The sequence below is a fragment of the Janibacter sp. CFPM2_SD2 genome (assembly GCF_057364645.1).
The window spans coordinates 1-17,698 of sequence record NZ_JBNFOF010000044.1 but is presented as its reverse complement, the minus strand read 5'-3'; the positions used below and the strand labels follow the sequence as shown (position 1 = coordinate 17,698).

Below are 17,698 nucleotides of genomic sequence, written 5' to 3'. Positions count from 1 at the left end.
GGCCGGGACGGTCGCGTTTGACCGGGGACCTCACCGCGCTGCGGCTGCGGCCAGCCGGACCAGGCCGCCTCGATCGCCGCGTCGAGCCAGCGGGCGGCCTCGGCCGGTCCGTACTCGACGAAGGGGGCGAACTCCCCCCACCCGAGCGGCCCACGCACGAGCGCGACCTCTCGCTCCTGCACCCCGCGAAACCGCGTGGCCAGCGGCAGGACGACGACGTGCAGCCCGTCGAGGAGCTCGTCGACGGTGCCCGGACCGGCACCGCTCACCGGTCGCGGGAGGAGAGCACGCAGAACTCGTTGCCCTCCGGGTCGGCGAGCACGGTCCACGTCACCTCGTCTCGTCCTGACCGACGGCGGCGCGGGTCGCTCCCTTCGCCAGGAGCGCCTCGATCTCCGCGTCACGGTCCTGGTCGACGTGCGGGGCGAGGTCGATGTGCAGGCGGTTCTTCACCGTCTTGCCCTCGGGGACCGGGACGAAGCTGAGCATCGTGCGGCGGGCCAGCCAGGTCGCGGTCTCGTCGACGGGGTCGGGACTCGCCTCGGGTGGGAGCACCTCGCACTCGTGCTCGTCCTCGTAGCCGATCCGCCACCCGAGGACCTCGGCCCACCAGCGGGCCATAGCCCGGTGGTCCCGGGCGTCGACGGTCAGCGAGTACAGGTGCAGGGCCATGCCCCCTGACGTTAGTCCGCGAGGCGGGCCAGCCGGGCGCGCAGCAGGGCGAGCCGGTGGGCATTGCCGTGGAGCGCGATGTAGCGCTCGCCGTAGACCGACAGCAGCGCGTCGTCGAGGCGGCGCACGGCGCCCGGCGGGTAGCGGTAGCCCATGTGGTGGTCGATGGCGGGGACGTCGACCTCACGCAGCACCTCGCGCAGCTCGGACAGCGAGCTGATGCCGAGCTCGAGCAGCAGGCCGCTGATCCACGCGTAGTGGTCGGTGCGCGACCAGCCGGCGTCCGTGAACTGCCCGGCGAGGAAGGCCGCGAGGTCGGTCGGGCTGATCCGCGGGTCGTCGTCGTCGCCGTCGGCCGGTGAGGTCAGCTCGTCGCGATGCCGGTCACGGATCGCGGAGAACTGCTGGTCGGCGAGCTCGAGCAGCCCGGCCGCGAGGGTGAAGCGGCGGTCGAAGTCGGGTGCGTGCTCGGCCGAGACCGAGCCCTTGTAGCGCACGTCGTGCTCGAACTCGGCCCAGGCGTGCTGGAGCACGGTGCGGATCTGCACCGATGCGGGACGTTCGGGCGGGATACCCGGCTCGTCCCGGTCCTCGCCCAGCCCGACGAGCAGGTGCCGGCTGGAGTAGCCGAAGCGGCCGGCGGCCGCCGTCTCCTGCCCCATGTCACGGTCCTCGTGGACCTCGAGCTGCGAGGAGAGCAGCTGCGCGACCGCGTCGACGTCGGCGAGGACATAGGTGACGACCCGCACCCCGACCTGGTCGGTGATGTCCGTGAGCGGCTTCGGGTGGGCCATCCGGCCACCGGGCAGCCGGCGGGCGGCCTTGCCCGCGAAGGACGCGACCGACTTCGTCCGACCCGTGACCGTCAGGTAGTTGATACCCGCGTCGTCGAGCAGCCGGGTGACGAGCGCGACGTAGGCGTCGGTGACACCGCGCAGCTCCTCGAAGCTCGCGGCGTACCGCTGGACTGCCCGGCGCACCCGGGTCGACTGCGTGGTCGCCATGGGGGGACAGCCTGCCTCAGTGCTCAGCGTCGGTGTGTGCCGAACATGCGCCCCATCACCGCATCCATCACCGGGCTGGGCACGACCTTGGTCGCCGCGACCATCGCCCGGGCGGACGCGGGCACCTGGTAGCGGCTGCGCGGTCGTCGCGCCGTCGCCGCGTGGACGATCGCGTCGACGACGACGTCGACCTCGGCCGCGTCGGCGCCGAACATCCGCTCGTGGCCGGGCCCCATCCGGCGCCGCCTGCGCGGCATAGGCGCCCGAGCCGGAGTACTCCGCGAGCGAGTCCGCCGCGATGTCGCCGAACTCGGTGCGGATCGCCCCCGGCTCGATGATCGAGACGCGCACCCCGTGCGGCGCCAGCTCCATCCGCATCGCGTCGCTGAGGGCCTCGACCGCGTACTTGCTCGCGTGGTACCAGCCGCCGAGCGGCTCGCTGACGTGGCCGGCGACGGACGCGATGTTGATGATCCGACCGGAGCCGGCAGCGCGCATGTGCGGCAGCACGAGCTGACTCATCCGTGACAGGCCCAGCACGTTGACCTCGAGCTGGCGGCGGGCGACCTCGACCGGCACGTCCTCGACCGCGCCGAAGACCGAGTAGCCGGCATTGTTGACGAGGACGTCGATGCGTCCGTGCTCGGCGACGACGTCGTCGACGAGGGTCACCATCGACTCGTCGTCGCTGACGTCGACGACGTGCGGCGTCACCCCCTTCGCCCGGAGGGACTCGAGTCGCTCCAGACGCCGGGCGGCGCCGACGACGGTCCACCCCGCTCCCGCGAGTGCGACGGCGGCGGCCTCGCCGATGCCCGAGGAGGCACCGGTGACCAGGGCGACACGTGAGTCGGTCATGGGTCCATGAGACGCGAAGGGGGTCGGCGCCGCCAGTCCCGAGGAGCGGGCTTCTGGTGTGACGGTGCTCACGGACGCGTAGGGTCGACTGCCGTGGACATCGCACTGACGCTCGTCGCGATCGCCCTGGCGATCGTGCTCATCCTCCGCTTCAAGGTCGACCCGGTGATCTCGCTGATCATCTCCTCGGTCTTCCTCGGCCTGTCGGCGGGGGTGGGGCCGGCCGACACGGTCGCGGCGATCACGACCGGCTTCGGCGAGATCATGGGCGAGGTCGGTCTGCTCATCGGCTTCGGCGTGCTCATCGGCTCGCTCCTGCAGGCGACGGGCACCTTCCGCGCGCTCGTCGAGATCATCGCGCGACGGGTCGGCCGCAAGCTCCCCTATGCCATGACCGCGGCGCTCTCGGCGATCTTCCCCTCGATCTACGTCGACGTGCAGGTCGTCCTCGCCTCGCCGATGGCGCGGCAGGCGGCACCGGTCGTCGACCGTCGCAAGGGCCTGCCGTGGCTCGCCGGCGCGATCGGCATCGGCATCTTCGCCGGCTACGTCTTCGTCGTGCCGGGCCTGGCTGCGGTCGCCGTCGCCGGGCAGCTGAAGCTCCCGCTCGGCGAGTACCTGATCTTCGGCGCGCCGATCGGCATCGCCACGGCCCTGCTCACGACCTTCCTCTTCCGCCTGCTGCTGCAGACCCGCTTCTGGGACGAGCGCACCGACGTCGACCCCGACGAGGAGGAGCACCCCGACAACCCGGGCCACGCCGCCTACCTCGCCCGCGGGGACGTCGGCCACGAGGGCACCGGCCACAGCGCCGACGCCGACCTCGACGACCCGGATGCCGTGCCGGAGCGGGCGCTGCGCCTGCCCCTGCTGCTGCGCCTGACGCCGATCCTCGTGCCGCTCGTGCTCATCGCCTTCGGCGCCTTCATGGACCTCTTCGACGCGAGCAATGCGGTCATCGCCTTCGTCGGCGACGCCAACATCGCGCTCTTCATCGGCCTGCTCATCGCCTTCGTCATCGGCCGCTCGACGCTCGGCTCCGACGGCACCGAGCACGCCCTGTCGGGTGGGTTCCGCACGACCGGCGAGATCCTGCTCATCACCGGCATCGGCGGCTCGCTCGGCGCGGTCATCACCGAGACCGGCCTCGACAAGACGCTCGAGGGCCTCTTCTCCGCCGACGCCGGCGCACCGGTGCTCATCACCGTGCTGCTCGCGTGGTTCATCGCGGCCCTGCTGCACTTCGCCATCGGCTCGGTGTCGGTCGGCGCGATCACCGCCTCGGGCATCATCGGCCCGGTCGTCGCCTCGACGGGCGTCGAGCCCGTCGTCGTCGCCCTGGCCATCGCCTCCGGCGCGATGTTTGCCCTGCACGTCAACAGCAACTTCTTCTGGATGTTCAAGTCGCTGCTCGGCCTGTCGACCAAGGGCGCGCTCAAGACGCTCACCCTGGCCACCTCGCTCGGGGCCGTGGTCTCACTGCCGATGGTCCTGCTGGCGAGCCTCGTCGCCTGACGGGGGCGGCCCCCTTCGTCCTCGCGGTGGTTAGGCTCGCCCCCGTGAGCGCACTGGACAACGTCAGCGAGACCTTCGACCCGCAGGCCTGGGAGGTGGTCCCCGGCTTCGAGGACCTCACCGACCTGACCTACCACCGCGCCAAGGACGTCGGCTGCGTGCGCATCGCCTTCGACCGACCGGAGATCCTCAACGCCTTCCGGCCGCACACCGTGGACGAGCTCTACCGCACCCTCGACCACGCCCGCCGCACCCCCGACGTCGGCGTCGTCCTGCTCACCGGCAACGGCCCGACTCCGCGCGAGGGCAGCAGCGCGACCACCGAGGGCTGGTCCTTCTGCACCGGCGGCGACCAGCGCATCCGCGGCCGCTCCGGCTACCAGTACGCCGCCGACCCCGGTGGCGACGACTCCGCGGCCGGCATCGACGAGCGTCGGGTCAAGGCCGAAGGGGGGCGCCTGCACATCCTCGAGGTCCAGCGCCTCATCCGCACCATGCCCAAGGTCGTCATCGCGCTCGTCGGCGGCTGGGCCGCCGGCGGTGGGCACTCGCTGCACGTCGTGTGCGACATGACCCTCGCCAGCCAGCACGCCCGCTTCAAGCAGACCGACGCCGACGTGGGCTCCTTCGACGGCGGCTACGGCAGCGCCTACCTCGCAAAGATGGTGGGGCAGAAGCGCGCTCGCGAGATCTTCTTCCTCGGCCGCGCCTACACCGGCCAGGAGATGTACGAGATGGGTGCGGTCAACGCGGTCGTCGAGCACGCCGAGCTCGAGGTCGAGGGGCTGCAGATGGCCCGCGAGATCATGGCGAAGTCGCCCACCGCGATCCGGATGCTCAAGTTCGCCTTCAACCTCACCGACGACGGCCTCATGGGCCAGCAGGTCTTCGCCGGCGAGGCGACCCGCCTCGCCTACATGACCGACGAGGCCGTCGAGGGCCGCGACCAGTTCCTCGAGAAGCGCGATCCGGACTGGTCGCCCTTCCCCTGGTACTTCTGATGCCGATCACCCCACTCCCCCTGCCCGCTGGCCCCGCCGTGCTCGACGCGCTGCCCGCGCTCGAGCGGGCGCTGACCGGCACCGCGCCGATCCACCCGCACGCGCCCGGCGAGACGCCGACCCTGCCGGAGGTGAGCTGCCCGACGACCTCGCCGTCGCCATCGCGACCTCCGGCTCGACCGGCACACCGAAGCTCTCTCTGCTCACCGCCGCCAACCTCCTCGCGAGCGCCGAGGCCACCGCGCACCGCCTCGGGGGCCCCGGTCAGTGGCTGCTCGCCCTGCCGCCCCACCACATCGCCGGCCTGCAGGTGCTGCTGCGCAGCATCGCCGCCGGCACGACGCCGGTCGTCGTCGACGCGTCGGCTCCCCCCTTCGCCCTCGTCGAGGCCACGGCGGGCATGCACGCGGAGCGCCGCTACACCTCGCTCGTCCCCACCCAGCTGACCCGACTCGTCGAGGACCCGATGGGCCTGGAGGCGCTGCGGCGCTTCGACGCCGTGCTCGTGGGCGGGGCCGCCACTCCCGGGGCACTGCTCGACCGCGCCCGCTCCCTCGGCGTGCGGGTCGTGACGACCTATGGCATGTCCGAGACGGCCGGCGGGTGCGTCTACAACGGCCAGCCCCTGCAGGGTGTCGCCGTGCGCACCGGCGCCGACGGCGTCATCGAGCTCGGCGGTGCGGTCGTCGCCCACGGCTACCTCGGTCTCGACACCGGCGCCTTCCGGACCGAAGGGGGGCAGCGCTGGTTTCGCACCGGCGACCTCGGCACCGTCGACGGCGACGGCCGGGTGAGCGTGACCGGCCGCGCCGACGACGTCATCAACACCGGCGGGCTCAAGATCGCACCCCGCGTCGTCGAGGAGGCCGTGCTCGCCCACGTCCCTGCCGTCACCGAGGCGGTCGTCGTCGGCGTGCCCGACATGCAGTGGGGGCAGGCGGTCGCGCTGGCCGCGGTCACCTCGCCCGGAGGCCCGCCCGTCGGGCCCGTCCCCGACGCCGGCGTCGCCGAGATCCGCGAGATGCTGCGGCCCCACCTCGAGCCCGCGGCCCTCCCCCGCCGCGTGCTCGTCGTCGACTCGCTGCCGATGCGCGGACCCGGCAAGCCGGACCGCTCCGCCGTGGCGCGTCTGCTCGGAGGCTGAGCGCCTCGTAAGATCGGCGGTCGTGGCCACCCTCAAGCAGTGGATCGCCGGCGCCCGCCCGCGAACCCTCCCCGCAGCACTCGCCCCCGTCATCGTCGGCACCGCCGCCGCAGCGGCCAACCGTGACCTCGAGGAGGGGACGAAGGGGGCCAACCTCGGCCTCGCGCTCCTCGCCCTCATCGTCTCGTGCTGCCTGCAGATCGGCGTCAACTACGCCAACGACTACAGCGACGGCATCCGCGGCACCGACGAGGAGCGGGTCGGCCCGGTGCGGCTCGTCGGCCAGCGCCTCGCCGACCCGGCCAACGTCAAGCTCATGGCCTTCACCTTCTTCGGCATCGGCGCCTTCGTCGGGTTCGCGCTCGTCGCCCTGAGCCAGGCGTGGATCATGATCCCCATCGGTGCCCTGGCGATCCTCGCGGCCTGGCGCTACACCGGCGGCGGCAACCCCTACGGCTACCGCGGCCTCGGCGAGGTCTACGTCTTCATCTTCTTCGGCCTGGTCGCCACCCTCGGCACGCAGTACACCCAGATCGGCTCGATCACCCCGGTCGGCGTGCTCGGCGCCATCGGCGTCGGCGCCCTCGCCAGCGCGATCCTCGTGGCCAACAACCTGCGCGACATCCCCACCGACTCGGTGACCGGCAAGACGACCCTCGCGGTCCGGCTGGGCGACGCGCGCACCCGCCAGCTCTACCTCGGCCTCTTCGGCGTCACGGTCGTGTGCACCCTGCTCATGGCGATCTGGCGCCCGTGGGCCCCGATCGGCCTCGTCGGGCTGGTCATCGCCTGGCCCGGCATCCAGGCCGTGCGCTCCGGCGCGACCGGCAAGGCGCTCATCCCGGCCCTCGGGCTCACCGGCTTCGCCGAGCTGATGTGGGCGATCTGGCTCTTCGCGCCGCTCGCCCGCTGACCCTCCCGGGCGCCGCTCGCGCGCGGCCGGAAAAGTCCCTGGTGGCCGGGAAACGCGAAGATGGCCGCGCAATTGCGCGGCCATCTTCGTGTTTCCCGGCCAGACGCGATCATCCCGGCCAGCTGCGAGGATCTCGGCCTGCACGGCCCGAGCCACCGCGGGGCCGAGCGCGGCGTCACTCCTCAGCGGAAGGTCTCGGGCTCCTCGGCCTCGGTCTCCGCCTCGGGCTCGCTCGTACCCCGCCCGTCCTCGACGGCCTCGTCGGTGTCGGTGCGCTCGGCGCGAGCGCGAGCCTTGGCGGCCTGGCGGTCCTGGATCTGCTGGATCATCTCGGCGCGGAAGGGCTTGAGCACGACGGCCGAGATGACCATCGACGCGATCGCGGCGATGACCACGAGCCAGGGCAGCTCGGCGGGCTCACGCAGTCCGACGAGCCACAGGGCCGCGAGGCAGCCGAAGAAGATGAGCATGCGCAGCAGCGAGTAACGGATCATGCGGGGGACCTCACTGCGCGTAGCTGTGCTGGCCGATGAAGTAGAAGTTCACGACCGTGTAGTTGATGACGATGCAGGCGAAGCCGGCCAGGGCGATCCAGTTGGCCGTGCGACGCGAGGTGTTCTTCGTGGCCCGGGCGTGCAGGTAGGCGGCGTAGACGACCCAGATGACGAAGGTCCACACCTCCTTGGGGTCCCAGTTCCAGTAGGAGCCCCAGGCCTCGCGGGCCCAGATGGCGCCGGCGATGAGGGTGAAGGTCCACAGCGGGAAGCCGATGATGTGCAGCGAGTACGAGAGCTTCTCGAGCTGCTGCGCCGCGGGCAGCTTGCGCCAGAAGCGCTCGCCGCCGACCTCGCGGTCACTCATGAGGTAGAGCGCGCTGAGGATCGCGCCGACGATGAAGATGCCGACGGACAGGGTCGCGACGGTGACGTGGATCGGCAGCCAGTAGGACTTGAGCGAGGGGACGAGCTCGTCGGCCTCGACGTACCAGGCGGTCGAGGCGACCATGAGCACGAGCACGACGAAGGCCGTGACGAAGACGCCCAGCCAGCGCAGGTCCCTGCGCAGCCCGGAGACGCAGAAGACGGCCATCGCGAAGAAGCACCCGGCGATGCTGAACTCGAAGAGGTTGCCCAGCGGCGCCCGGTCGACGGCCACCCCGCGCAGGACGATCGAGCCGAGCAGCAGCAGCGCGCCCAGCCACGAGAGGGACCCACCGATGCCGGCGGCCTTGCGGGCCCGGGCGGGGGTCTCGACGCTCGTCCCGGCGGCTGCGCCCCCTTCGTCCGTCAGGTCCTCGGCCCGCACCGCCACCCGACCGTGGCCGGCACCCGCGCCGTGGACTCGGCGCGCTCACGCACCGGGACCGACTGGGCGAGGTAGAGGGCGTAGCAGAGCATCGCCACGGTGATCACCAGCGCGGCCGAGGCCAGCGCGTAGTTGGCGTTCTGGGCCAGCATCTCGTTCGTCATGATGTCCTCGATTGTCCCACGAGCTCGTCGCGGATCTCCTGGACGACCTCGGGCAGGCCGTCGTCGTCGTCTCGGCTCATGCCGCCGACGTCGACGCGCACGACGTCGCCGTCCTGGACGAGCCGGACGAAGACCCGGCGGCGCTTGATGGTCAGGGTGGCGATGAGCCCGGCGAGCGCGGCGAGCGCCGACCACAAGGTCAGCCCCTTGCCCGGGTCGTGCCGCACGGAGAAGCCGGCGAAGCGCTCCACCCCGTCGAAGGTGATCGTGCCGCGGTTGTCGGGCAGGTTGGCCCCCTCGCCGGGCTTGAGCCAGATGCGCAGCTGGTCGGTGCCCTTGGCGTTGGTGACCTTGTCCATCGACTCGGTGTCGAGCGTGAAGACCGACTGCGGGCGCCGCCGGGGTAGAGGTCGCCGGTGTACATGCTCAGGGCGAGCGCCGGGTCCTTGGTGTCCGGGAAGACCGAGACCGGCCCCTGGTCGGGGTCGATGTAGGCCGTCGGCAGGAAGAGCCCCATGAAGCCGAACTGCTCGGGCGTCGCGGCCCCGACCTTGATCGCGCCGGTGGAGCGGTAGTTGCCGTCCTGCGCGAGGAAGGGGGTGGCCCCCGAGTAGAGGACCTTGCCGTCGGCGTCCTTGACCGTGACGACGGGGGCGTAGCCGTTGCCGAGGAGGAAGACGGTCGCGTCCTGCATCTCCAGCGGGTGGTTGACCTTGACGACGTCGGTGAAGTCCTCGCCGTCGGCGGTCGTCCCGGTGACGTGCGCCTCGAAGTCCCGCGGCTGGCCGAAGGTCTGCGCCCCGGGCTCGCGGTCGTTGAAGTCCGCGGTCATCTTCGTGACCTTCATGCCGAAGGGGGCGAGCGAGGACTCGTCGACGAGCGGCCCCGGGGCGAAGGTGTCGTAGCGCGTCACGGTGTTGACGAAGGAGTCCCCGGCGGGGACGACGACGTCGGCCTTCCAGCCCCAGAGGTGGCCGACGGCGACGCCGATGATCAGCGTGACGAGGGCGGTGTGGAAGACGAGGTTGCCGGTCTCCTTGGCATAGCCCTTCTCCGCGGACACGGAGGCGTCGTCGTGGCTGGCGACGCGGAAACGACGCTTGCGCAGCACCCGGGTCGCGGCCTCGCGCACCTGCTCGAGGTCACCGGCGACCTCGCCGTCGGCGTGTGCCTCGAGCCGCGCGAGCCGCTTGGGAGCGCGGGGAGGCTTGCTGCGCAAGGACTTCCAGTGCACGGCGGTGCGCGGCACGATGCAGCCGATGAGCGAGATGAAGAGGAGCAGGTAGATCGCGGAGAACCACGGCGAGCTGTAGACCTCGAAGGCCCCGAGCTTGTCGAGCCACGGGCCGGTCGTCTCGTGCCGGGCGATCCAGTCCTCGGTGCGCGCCGGGTCGAGGCTGCGCTGGGGGAAGACCGAACCGGGCACGGCACCGATCGCCAGGAGCAGCAGCAGGAAGAGCGCGGTGCGCATGCTCGTCAGCTGGCGCCAGCCCCACCGCAGGTAGCCGATCGCGCCGAGCCGGGGCTGGGTCACCTCGGGCCGCTGACGGGTCGAGCTGGCCATCAGAGGATCACCTCCGTGTCGCTGATGAGATGGATCTGCAGCCACTGGGTGATCGCGTCCCAGCCGCCGGTGAGCAGGAGCAGCCCGATCGCGATGAGCAGCACGGCGCCGACGACCTGGATGGCGCGCTGGCGGCGGCGCAGCCAGGCCGAGACCGGCGCCCACCGCTCGTAGGCGGCGGCGATGAGCAGGAAGGGCAGCCCCAGGCCGAGGCAGTAGGCGACGGCGAGGACCACGGCGCGGGTCGTCGACCCGTCACCGGTGAGGTTGAGGGCGAGGACCGCGCCGAGCGTCGGGCCCATGCAGGCGCCCAGCCGAGGCCGAAGACCGCGCCGAGCACCGGCGCCCCGGCGAGCCCGGTCGCGGGCTTGATCGGCAGGCGGAAGGTCCGCTGCGAGCCGGCGCCGAGGAAGACGAGGGCCATGAGGATGACAAGCACGCCGCCGATGCGCATGAGCAGCTCGCGGTGCTCGACGAGCGCCCGGCCGGCGGTCGCGACGAACATCGACGCGAGGACGAAGACGGCGCTGAAGCCGAGGATGAAGAGCAGCGTCCCCAGGACCATCCGCCCGCGGCTGCGCTCCTCGAGGGCGACATCGGACAGGCCGGTGACGTAGCCGAGGTAGCCGGGCACGAGCGGCAGCACGCAGGGCGTGGCGAAGGAGACGAGCCCGGCGAGGGCGGCGACGAGGACGGCGAGCGGCAGCGCCCCCTCGGTGACCTGATCGCTCAGTCCGCCGGCGAGCGAAGGGAGCGTGGCCAGGGCCCCGCTCATGCCGTCTCGGCGGCGGTGTCCTCGACGAGCCCCACGAGGGTCGAGGTGGTCACCGGACCGAGGACGACGGCCGCGATGCGGCCCTCACGGTCGAGCACGGCGGTGGACGGCGTGGCGGTCATCTTGCCCTGCATGTCGAGGGCGCTCTGGCCGGACTTGTCGTAGACGGAGGGCCAGGTGAAGCCCCACTCCTGCGCCTGCGCCCGGCCGGTCTCCTTGGAGGACTCGCGGAAGTTGATGCCGACGAACTCGACGTCCTCCCCCTTCGTCTGCTCCTGCGCGTCGACGAGGTGCGGGGCCTCCGTGGCGCACGGGCCGCACCAGCTCGCCCAGCTGTTGACGACGACGACCTTGCCGCGCTGGTCCGCGCTGTCCCAGGTCTTGCCGTCGATCGTCTCGCCGGCGAGCTCCACCGGCTTCCCCCGGTCGGCCTCGGCGATGAGGTGCGTGGAGCCGTCGCCGTTGCGGGTGCCGAACTCCTTGGCCGCCTTCTCCGACGGCGAGTCGCTGCAGGCGGCGACGCCGCCGGCGAGGGCCAGGGCGCTCGCCGTCGCGACGAGGGTGCGGGTGATGCGGTGTCGTCTCATCGAAGGGGGTCAGGCTCCAGGGGTCTTGGCCGCGTGCGCGTAGAGGTGCGCCGCCGGCTCGCTGTAGGTGACGTCGACGACCTCGTCGCCGACGAAGGTGACCGAGGTCAGGGAGGCGAGGTTGCACTCCCGGCGCCGCGGGTCGTGCCACAGCGGCCGCTGCTCGAGGACGCTGCGGATGGTCCAGATCGGCAGCTGGTGGCTGACGACGAGCGCCTCGTGGCCGCGGGCGTGGTCGCGGGCGTCCTCGATGGCGGCCATCATCCGCTTGCCGATGGCGCGGTAGTGCTCGCCCCAGGTCGGCTTCGTGGGGTCGCGCACCCACCACCAGCGGCGCGGGTCGAGCAGCAGCCGCTTGCGGAAGCGGCGGCCCTCGAACTTGTTGCCCGCCTCGATGACCCGGGGGTCGACGACGGCGGTCAGGCCGTGGCGGGCGAGGGTCGGTGCGGCCGTCTCGGCGGTGCGCTCGAGCGGGCTGTGGACCACGAGCGCCAGGTCGGCGTCGGCGAGGTGCTCGCCGACGACCTCGGCCATCTCTCGGCCCAGGGGCGAGAGGTGGTAGTCGGGCAGGCGGCCGTAGAGGATCTTGTGCGGGTTGTCGACCTCGCCGTGGCGCAGGAGGTGGACGACGGTGCGCTCGCTGCCGGGACGGGTCCCGTGCTCGGCGTGGGCCTCACGGGCACCTTCGGCGGCCTCGGTCGTGGCTCCGCGGGCCTGGGCGGAGGACTCCTCGTCGATGGGCAGGTCGGTGCCGGAGTCGGGCATCGGCTCGGTCATGGCCGGGATTGTCCCACCTCAGTCTGAGTGCTCCCTGCGGTGGTCGACGACGGCGTCGTAGAGCGCCTTCTTGGAGTGGCCCGTCGACGTGCCGACGGCCGCGCAGACGTCCTTGAGCCGGGCGCCGCGGTCCTTGCGGGCGAGCACCTCGGCGACCGCGTCCTCCATGGAGATCGTCGTGCGGTCGGCGCCGCCGACGACGATCGTGATCTCGCCCTTGACCCCCTCGGCCGCCCACTGGGCCAGCTCGGCCAGGCCACCCCGGCGGACCTCCTCGTAGGTCTTCGTCAGCTCGCGGCACACCGCGGCCGGCCGGTCGGGGCCGAGGATCTCGGCCATCGCCTCGAGGGTGGCGGCGATGCGGTGCGGCGCCTCGAAGAAGACCATGGTGCGCCGCTCCTGAGCGACCTCGGTGAGCAGCCGGCGACGCTCGCCGCCCTTGCGCGGGAGGAATCCCTCGAAGGTGAAGCGGTCGACCGGCAGCCCCGAGACGGCCAGGGCCATGAGCACGGCGCTCGGCCCGGGCACGCAGGTGACGACCTCGTCGGCGTCGATGCACGCCCGCACGAAGCGGTAGCCGGGGTCGGAGACCGAGGGCATGCCGGCGTCGGTGACGAGCACGACCCGCTCCCCCGCGACGACCGCCTCGAGCAGCTCGGCGGTCTTCGTCGCCTCGTTGTGCTCGTGATAGCTGACGACCCGCTCGGGCAGCGTCACGCCGATCTCCCCGGCGAGACGGCGCAGCCGACGGGTGTCCTCGGCGGCGACGATGTCGGCCCCCTCGAGCTCCTCCCGCAGCCGGGGGCTGGCGTCGCGCGGGTCTCCGATGGGCGTGGCGGCGAGGACGAGTGGCATGCCTCCATCCTCGCCTACGATGGCGGCCATGGACCGGGGGGAGCAGCTGCGCGCGCGTCTGCTCGGCTTCCGCCCCAGCGACGTGCTGTGGGGCTGGCTCGGTCCGCTCCTCTTCGCCGCGATCGGTGGCGTGCTGCGCTTCTGGTCCCTCGGCCGCCCCCACCAGCTGGTCTTCGACGAGACGTACTACGTCAAGCAGGGCGTCTCGATGCTCGAGTACGGCGTCGAGATGCGGTGGAAGGGCGAAGGGGAGAAGGTCGACCCGCTCTTCACCGCCGGCAACCTCGACGTCTTCAAGACGACCGAGGGCGACATGGTCGTCCACCCGCCGGTCGGCAAGTGGATCATCGCCTTCGGCGAGTGGGTCTTCGGCTCGACGTCGAGCTTCGGCTGGCGCTTCTCCGTCGCGCTGCTCGGCACGATCTCGATCCTCATGGTGGGCCGGATCGCCCGCCGCCTCTTCGGCTCGAGCTGGCTCGGCACCATCGCGGCCTTCCTCATGGCCTTCGAGGGGCACCACTTCGTCCACTCGCGCACCGGCCTGCTCGACCTGATCCTCATGTTCTTCGCGCTCGCGGCCTTCGGCGCGCTGCTCGTCGACCGCGACTGGTCACGCGCCCGCCTGGCCGACCGGGTCACCGCGCTGCCGAGCACCTCATTCGGCACCGGCCCGATGCTGTGGTGGCGCCCCTGGCGGCTCGTCGCCGCCCTCTCCCTCGGCCTGGCCTGCGGCACGAAGTGGTCCGGGCTCTACTTCTTCGCGGCCTTCGGCCTGATGACCGTCTTCTGGGACATGGGTGCCCGCCGCGCCGCCGGCGCCCGGCACTGGGCCGTCGCCGGCATCGGCAAGGACGGCGTGTGGGCCGGCATCTCGATGACGGTCGTCGTGCTCGCGACCTACCTCGCCTCGTGGACCGGCTGGTTCGTCACGAAGACGGGCTACAACCGCACGTGGGCCGTGGACCACCCCGGCGAGGGCGTGCAGTGGCTGCCGCCCGCCCTTCGCTCGCTGTGGCAGTACCACGCGCAGGTCCTCGACTTCCACGACCACCTGACCTCGCCGCACACCTACATGTCCAACCCCTGGTCGTGGATGATCCAGTCGCGGCCGACCTCCTTCTTCTACGAGACGAAGTCCGCCGGCATGACCGGCTGCGAGGTCGACAAGTGCTCCAAGGCGATCACCTCGCTCGGCTCGGTCTCGATCTGGTGGCTCGCGACCGCGGCCCTGTTCTTCCTGCTGTGGCACTGGGCCTTCCGCCGTGACTGGCGGGCCGGCGCGATCCTCGCGGGCTTCGTCGGCGGGTGGCTGCCGTGGTTCTTCCTGCAGCACCGCACGATCTTCACCTTCTACACGATCGCCTTCGAGCCCTGGGTGATCCTCGCGGTCGTCTTCATGCTCGGTCTCGCGCTCGGCCCGCCGGGCGCGACGGCCCGCCGCCGACGCATCGGGCACCTCGTCGTCGGCGCCTACCTGCTCCTCGTCCTGGCCAACTTCGCCTTCTTCTGGCCGATCTGGACCGCCCAGGTCATCCCCTACGACCACTGGCGCTGGCGCATGTGGTTCCCGAGCTGGGTCTGACCCTTCGAGGCTCCTCCGTCGCACCTCAGGGAACGTTGTGGGTGCGGGCTCGTACCCTCGAGGCCATGGACCTCCCCCTCCTCGACGGCCGGCCGCAGCCCGCGGTCATCACCGCGGGCGACCTGCGTCGCGGCCGCGAGTGCGAGTTCGGCCTGCTCGTCGAGCTCGACGTGCGGCTCGGTCGTCGTGAGGCGGTTCCCGCCGAGGTCGACCCGATCCGCGAGCGCTTCGGCGACCTCGGGCGCGACTACGAGCAGGAGGTCACCGACGAGCTGACCGCGGCGATCGGCGACGGCGTCATCGACGCCGGCCGCATGTCCGCCACCGAGGTCCTGCGCGTGCTGCAGGACCCTGCTGTGCGGCTGGTCCACCAGGTCCCGGTCGCCGGCGAGCGCTTCCGTGGCCGGGCCGACCACCTGCTGCGTGACGAAGGGGGCTGGGTCGCGGCGGAGACCAAGCTCGCCCGCAAGGCGCACCGGCACGCCCAGCTGCAGGTGGCCGCCTACGCCGAGGCGCTCGAGTCCGCCGGGGTGCCGTTGGCCCCCTTCGTCCGGCTGATCCTCGGCGACGGGACGCACGTCGACACCCCGCGCGAGGAGCTGGCCGACGAGTTGCACGAGGTTCGCTCGCGCATCCTCGAGGTCATCGACGCGCACGCCGCCGAGAGCGGGCCGGTCGTGTGGGAGGACCCGCGGTGGAAGGCGTGCCTCTTCTGCGACGCCTGCCGCGCCGAGCTCGCCGTGCGCGAGGACGTCGGGCTCGCCGCCGGGGTGCGCGCGACGACCCGGGCGCGGCTCGTCGACGCCGGGGTCACGACGCTCACGGCACTTGCCGAGCGGACCCGACCGGTCGAGGGGCTCGACGACGAGCAGCTGGCCGTGCTGCGCAGCCAGGCCGGGCTGCAGCTCATCGAGCCGACGCCGCAGGAGCCGTTGCCCTATGAGGTCTTCGCCCCCGAGCTGCTCGCCCAGCTGCCGGCGCCGAGCGAGGGCGATGTCTTCTTCGACTTCGAGGGCGACCCGATGTGGCGGGGCGCGACCGCGACCGACACGGGTCTGGAGTACCTCTTCGGATCGCTCACGGCGAGCGGCGACTTCGTGCCCTTCTGGGCCCACGACCGTGAGCAGGAGCGGGCCGCGCTCGTCGGCTTCGTCGACTGGCTGCGCGAGCGGCTGCACCGGTGGCCCGGCCTGCACGTCTTCCACTACTCCGGCTACGAGCGCTCCGCCCTGACCCGCCTGGCCGCCCGGCACGGCGTCTACGAGGCGGAGGTCGCGCAGCTGCTCGAGGGCGACGTCTTCGTCGACCTCTACGCCGTGGTCAAGTCGGCCGTGCGGGTCGGCAGCCGCTCCTACTCGATCAAGGCGCTCGAGCCGCTCTACATGGGTGACGAGCTGCGCGACGCCGACGGCGTGACGGCCGGCGGCGACTCGATCATCGAGTACCAGCGCTACCGCGAGGCGGTGGCCGCGGGCGACGAGCTCGAGGCGGCGGCCCGGCTCGAGGACCTGCGGCAGTACAACGAGTACGACTGCCTCTCGACGCTGCGGCTGCGCGACTGGCTGCTCGACCATGCCGGCTGAGCGCGGGCCGCGCCTATCCTGTGGGGGTGTCCCCCCTTCGGTCCCTGGCTCCGGCGAGCGCTGTGCAGGCGCGACGGCGGCAGCTCGCCGCGACCGCCCTCGTGCTGCTCGTCGTGCTCGCGGTCGCCGTGGGTCTGACGACGGCCGCCGGCGCCCCCGACCGGGGATGCTCCCGATGCGGGCGGGGCGGTGACGAGCTCCTCCGGGACCGACCGGAGCGAGGCCGCGGGCACCGGCTCCGCGACGACGAGCCCGCGGACCTCCCCTTCGCCCACCGCGCCGGAGTACTGGTCAACTGGCCGCTACACGCGGCTGACCGCCGGCACCGGCGTGCGCGGCGAGTCCGGCCAGCTCGTCACCTACCGCGTCGAGGTCGAGCAGGCGCCCGGGTGACGAGCGGCGACTTCGGCCGGGTCATCGACCGCGCGCTGTCGCACCCGCCGCGGGTGGACCGGGCGGGCGGGCAGTGGTCGCTTCCGCCGGGTCGTCGACGAGCCGGCGCAGCTGACGATCCGCCTGGCGACGCCCGCGACCGTCGACAAGCAGTGCGAGGCCGCCGGCGCCTCGACCGACGGCTACACCTCCTGCCGCGCAGGGGAGTTCATCATGCTCAACCTCGACCGGTGGTTCCTCGGGGTGCCGCACGTCGACGACATCGACGCCTATCGGACCTATCTCGTCAACCACGAGGTCGGGCACGGGCTGGGGCTGGGGCACGAGCGCTGCCCCGCCCCGGGGTGGCGCGCGCCGGTCATGCTCCAGCAGACACTCGGTCTCGACGGCTGCACGGCCAACCCGTGGCCGCTCGACACCGACGGCAAGATGATCAGCGGACCTCCGGCGGCGGAGTGACCTCGTGACCGAACCGAGCCGGGGTGTGCTGCGAGTGGCGCGCACCATCGCCTGGACGATCGCGGCCGGCGGGCTGTCCACCGGCGCCCACCTCGCCGCCGGCGGCGGACTCCCTTCGGCCGGAGGGATGGTGCTCATCGTCGGGCTGCTGCTGTGGAGCGGTCTCGTCCTCACGCAGTGGCGGCTCGGCCGCGCGGCGATGGCCGTCACGCTCGGCGGGTCCCAGGTGGTCCTGCACACCCTGCTCTCCGCGGGGCACCCCGACCCGACGTGCGCGGTCGGCGGTGGTCACCACGAGATGGTCCTCGGGTGCGCGGGCGGCGCCGAGATGTCCCACACCAGCCCGGCCATGCTCCTCGCGCACACCGTCGCCGCACTGCTACTGGCCCTCGTCCTCGCCCGTGGTGAGGAGGCGGTCTGGTTCCTCGCCGGCCTGCTGCGACCGGTCCTGCCGCAGCCGGTGCGGCGGGTCGTCATCCCCGCGCCGTGTGCAACCCCGGCCGTCGCGGACCAGCCGCGGCGGACCCCCTTCGTCCTCGGCGGGGTG

The 17,698-nt window shown here is 72.3% G+C and carries 15 protein-coding genes and 5 pseudogenes; 9 read left to right on the top strand and 11 right to left on the bottom strand.

The window, feature by feature from the left end:
• The 3 genes and pseudogenes from AC2W7J_RS06430 to AC2W7J_RS06420 form a co-directional block, all read right to left on the bottom strand.
• A pseudogene (locus AC2W7J_RS06430) lies at positions 1 to 269 on the bottom strand (o-succinylbenzoate synthase); the annotation flags it as partial.
• A pseudogene (locus AC2W7J_RS06425) lies at positions 266 to 672 on the bottom strand (VOC family protein). The pseudogenes AC2W7J_RS06430 and AC2W7J_RS06425, both read right to left, overlap by 4 nt.
• 11 nt (positions 673 to 683) lie before the next feature.
• Positions 684 to 2,534: an SDR family NAD(P)-dependent oxidoreductase gene (locus AC2W7J_RS06420; protein ID WP_485981820.1), complete on the bottom strand. Its 1,851-nt coding sequence runs from the start codon at positions 2,532 to 2,534 to the stop codon at positions 684 to 686.
• A gap of 93 nt (positions 2,535 to 2,627) precedes the next feature.
• Between AC2W7J_RS06420 and AC2W7J_RS06415 the strand changes: the two genes are divergently transcribed.
• The 4 genes from AC2W7J_RS06415 to AC2W7J_RS06400 are packed head-to-tail and all read left to right on the top strand — an operon-like array spanning position 2,628 to position 7,107.
• Positions 2,628 to 4,049, top strand: a complete 1,422-nt coding sequence (locus AC2W7J_RS06415) for a GntP family permease (RefSeq protein ID WP_485981819.1) — start codon at positions 2,628 to 2,630, stop codon at positions 4,047 to 4,049.
• A gap of 44 nt (positions 4,050 to 4,093) precedes the next feature.
• Positions 4,094 to 5,050, top strand: coding sequence for a 1,4-dihydroxy-2-naphthoyl-CoA synthase (locus AC2W7J_RS06410; RefSeq protein WP_485981818.1), 957 nt, complete (start codon positions 4,094 to 4,096; stop codon positions 5,048 to 5,050).
• The gene (gene menE, locus AC2W7J_RS06405) at positions 5,016 to 6,194 is read left to right on the top strand and encodes an o-succinylbenzoate--CoA ligase (protein ID WP_485981821.1); all 1,179 of its coding nucleotides are present in this window, start codon (positions 5,016 to 5,018) and stop codon (positions 6,192 to 6,194) included. The genes AC2W7J_RS06410 and menE overlap by 35 nt, the downstream gene beginning before the upstream one ends.
• 22 nt (positions 6,195 to 6,216) lie before the next feature.
• Complete coding sequence (locus tag AC2W7J_RS06400; protein WP_255185254.1) at positions 6,217 to 7,107, top strand: 1,4-dihydroxy-2-naphthoate polyprenyltransferase; 891 nt, start codon at positions 6,217 to 6,219, stop codon at positions 7,105 to 7,107.
• A gap of 182 nt (positions 7,108 to 7,289) precedes the next feature.
• On the opposite strand, the gene AC2W7J_RS06395 is transcribed toward AC2W7J_RS06400, so the two are convergent.
• From AC2W7J_RS06395 to rsmI, 8 genes and pseudogenes are all read right to left on the bottom strand, one after another.
• Positions 7,290 to 7,601 carry a DUF4229 domain-containing protein gene (locus tag AC2W7J_RS06395; protein WP_485981817.1) on the bottom strand — a complete coding sequence of 104 codons (312 nt, stop codon included), beginning with the start codon at positions 7,599 to 7,601 and terminating at the stop codon, positions 7,290 to 7,292.
• Positions 7,602 to 7,611: 10 nt separating this feature from the next.
• Entirely contained in the window at positions 7,612 to 8,412 is an 801-nt protein-coding gene (gene ccsB / locus AC2W7J_RS06390) for a c-type cytochrome biogenesis protein CcsB (RefSeq protein ID WP_485981816.1), read from the bottom strand.
• Entirely contained in the window at positions 8,394 to 8,576 is a 183-nt protein-coding gene (locus AC2W7J_RS06385; RefSeq protein ID WP_485981815.1) for a hypothetical protein, read from the bottom strand. The genes ccsB and AC2W7J_RS06385 overlap by 19 nt, the downstream gene beginning before the upstream one ends.
• Positions 8,573 to 10,047: pseudogene (resB, locus tag AC2W7J_RS06380) on the bottom strand (cytochrome c biogenesis protein ResB). Before resB ends, AC2W7J_RS06385 begins: the two are co-directional and overlap by 4 nt.
• Before the next feature lie 92 nt (positions 10,048 to 10,139).
• A pseudogene (locus AC2W7J_RS06375) lies at positions 10,140 to 10,915 on the bottom strand (cytochrome c biogenesis CcdA family protein).
• A complete protein-coding gene (locus AC2W7J_RS06370; RefSeq protein WP_255185249.1) occupies positions 10,912 to 11,502 on the bottom strand; it encodes a TlpA disulfide reductase family protein in 591 nt (196 codons plus the stop codon). Before AC2W7J_RS06370 ends, AC2W7J_RS06375 begins: the two are co-directional and overlap by 4 nt.
• A gap of 9 nt (positions 11,503 to 11,511) precedes the next feature.
• On the bottom strand, positions 11,512 to 12,279 hold the full coding sequence (locus AC2W7J_RS06365) for a histidine phosphatase family protein (RefSeq protein ID WP_485981814.1): 768 nt from the start codon (positions 12,277 to 12,279) through the stop codon (positions 11,512 to 11,514).
• Between the two features lie 18 nt (positions 12,280 to 12,297).
• Complete coding sequence (gene rsmI, locus AC2W7J_RS06360) at positions 12,298 to 13,134, bottom strand: 16S rRNA (cytidine(1402)-2'-O)-methyltransferase (protein ID WP_485981813.1); 837 nt, start codon at positions 13,132 to 13,134, stop codon at positions 12,298 to 12,300.
• Positions 13,135 to 13,162: 28 nt separating this feature from the next.
• On the opposite strand from rsmI, the gene AC2W7J_RS06355 reads away from it, so the two are divergent.
• The 5 genes and pseudogenes from AC2W7J_RS06355 to AC2W7J_RS06335 all read left to right on the top strand — a co-directional run.
• Positions 13,163 to 14,716 carry a dolichyl-phosphate-mannose--protein mannosyltransferase gene (locus AC2W7J_RS06355; RefSeq protein ID WP_485981812.1) on the top strand — a complete coding sequence of 518 codons (1,554 nt, stop codon included), beginning with the start codon at positions 13,163 to 13,165 and terminating at the stop codon, positions 14,714 to 14,716.
• A gap of 65 nt (positions 14,717 to 14,781) precedes the next feature.
• Complete coding sequence (locus tag AC2W7J_RS06350) at positions 14,782 to 16,299, top strand: TM0106 family RecB-like putative nuclease (protein WP_485981811.1); 1,518 nt, start codon at positions 14,782 to 14,784, stop codon at positions 16,297 to 16,299.
• A gap of 189 nt (positions 16,300 to 16,488) precedes the next feature.
• Positions 16,489 to 16,692, top strand: coding sequence for a hypothetical protein (locus AC2W7J_RS06345; protein WP_485981810.1), 204 nt, complete (start codon positions 16,489 to 16,491; stop codon positions 16,690 to 16,692).
• A gap of 57 nt (positions 16,693 to 16,749) precedes the next feature.
• Positions 16,750 to 17,151, top strand: a pseudogene (locus tag AC2W7J_RS06340) (DUF3152 domain-containing protein); the annotation flags it as partial.
• A 4-nt stretch (positions 17,152 to 17,155) separates the two neighbouring features.
• On the top strand, positions 17,156 to 17,698 hold a 543-nt coding region (locus AC2W7J_RS06335), incomplete at its 3' end, for a hypothetical protein (RefSeq protein ID WP_485981809.1).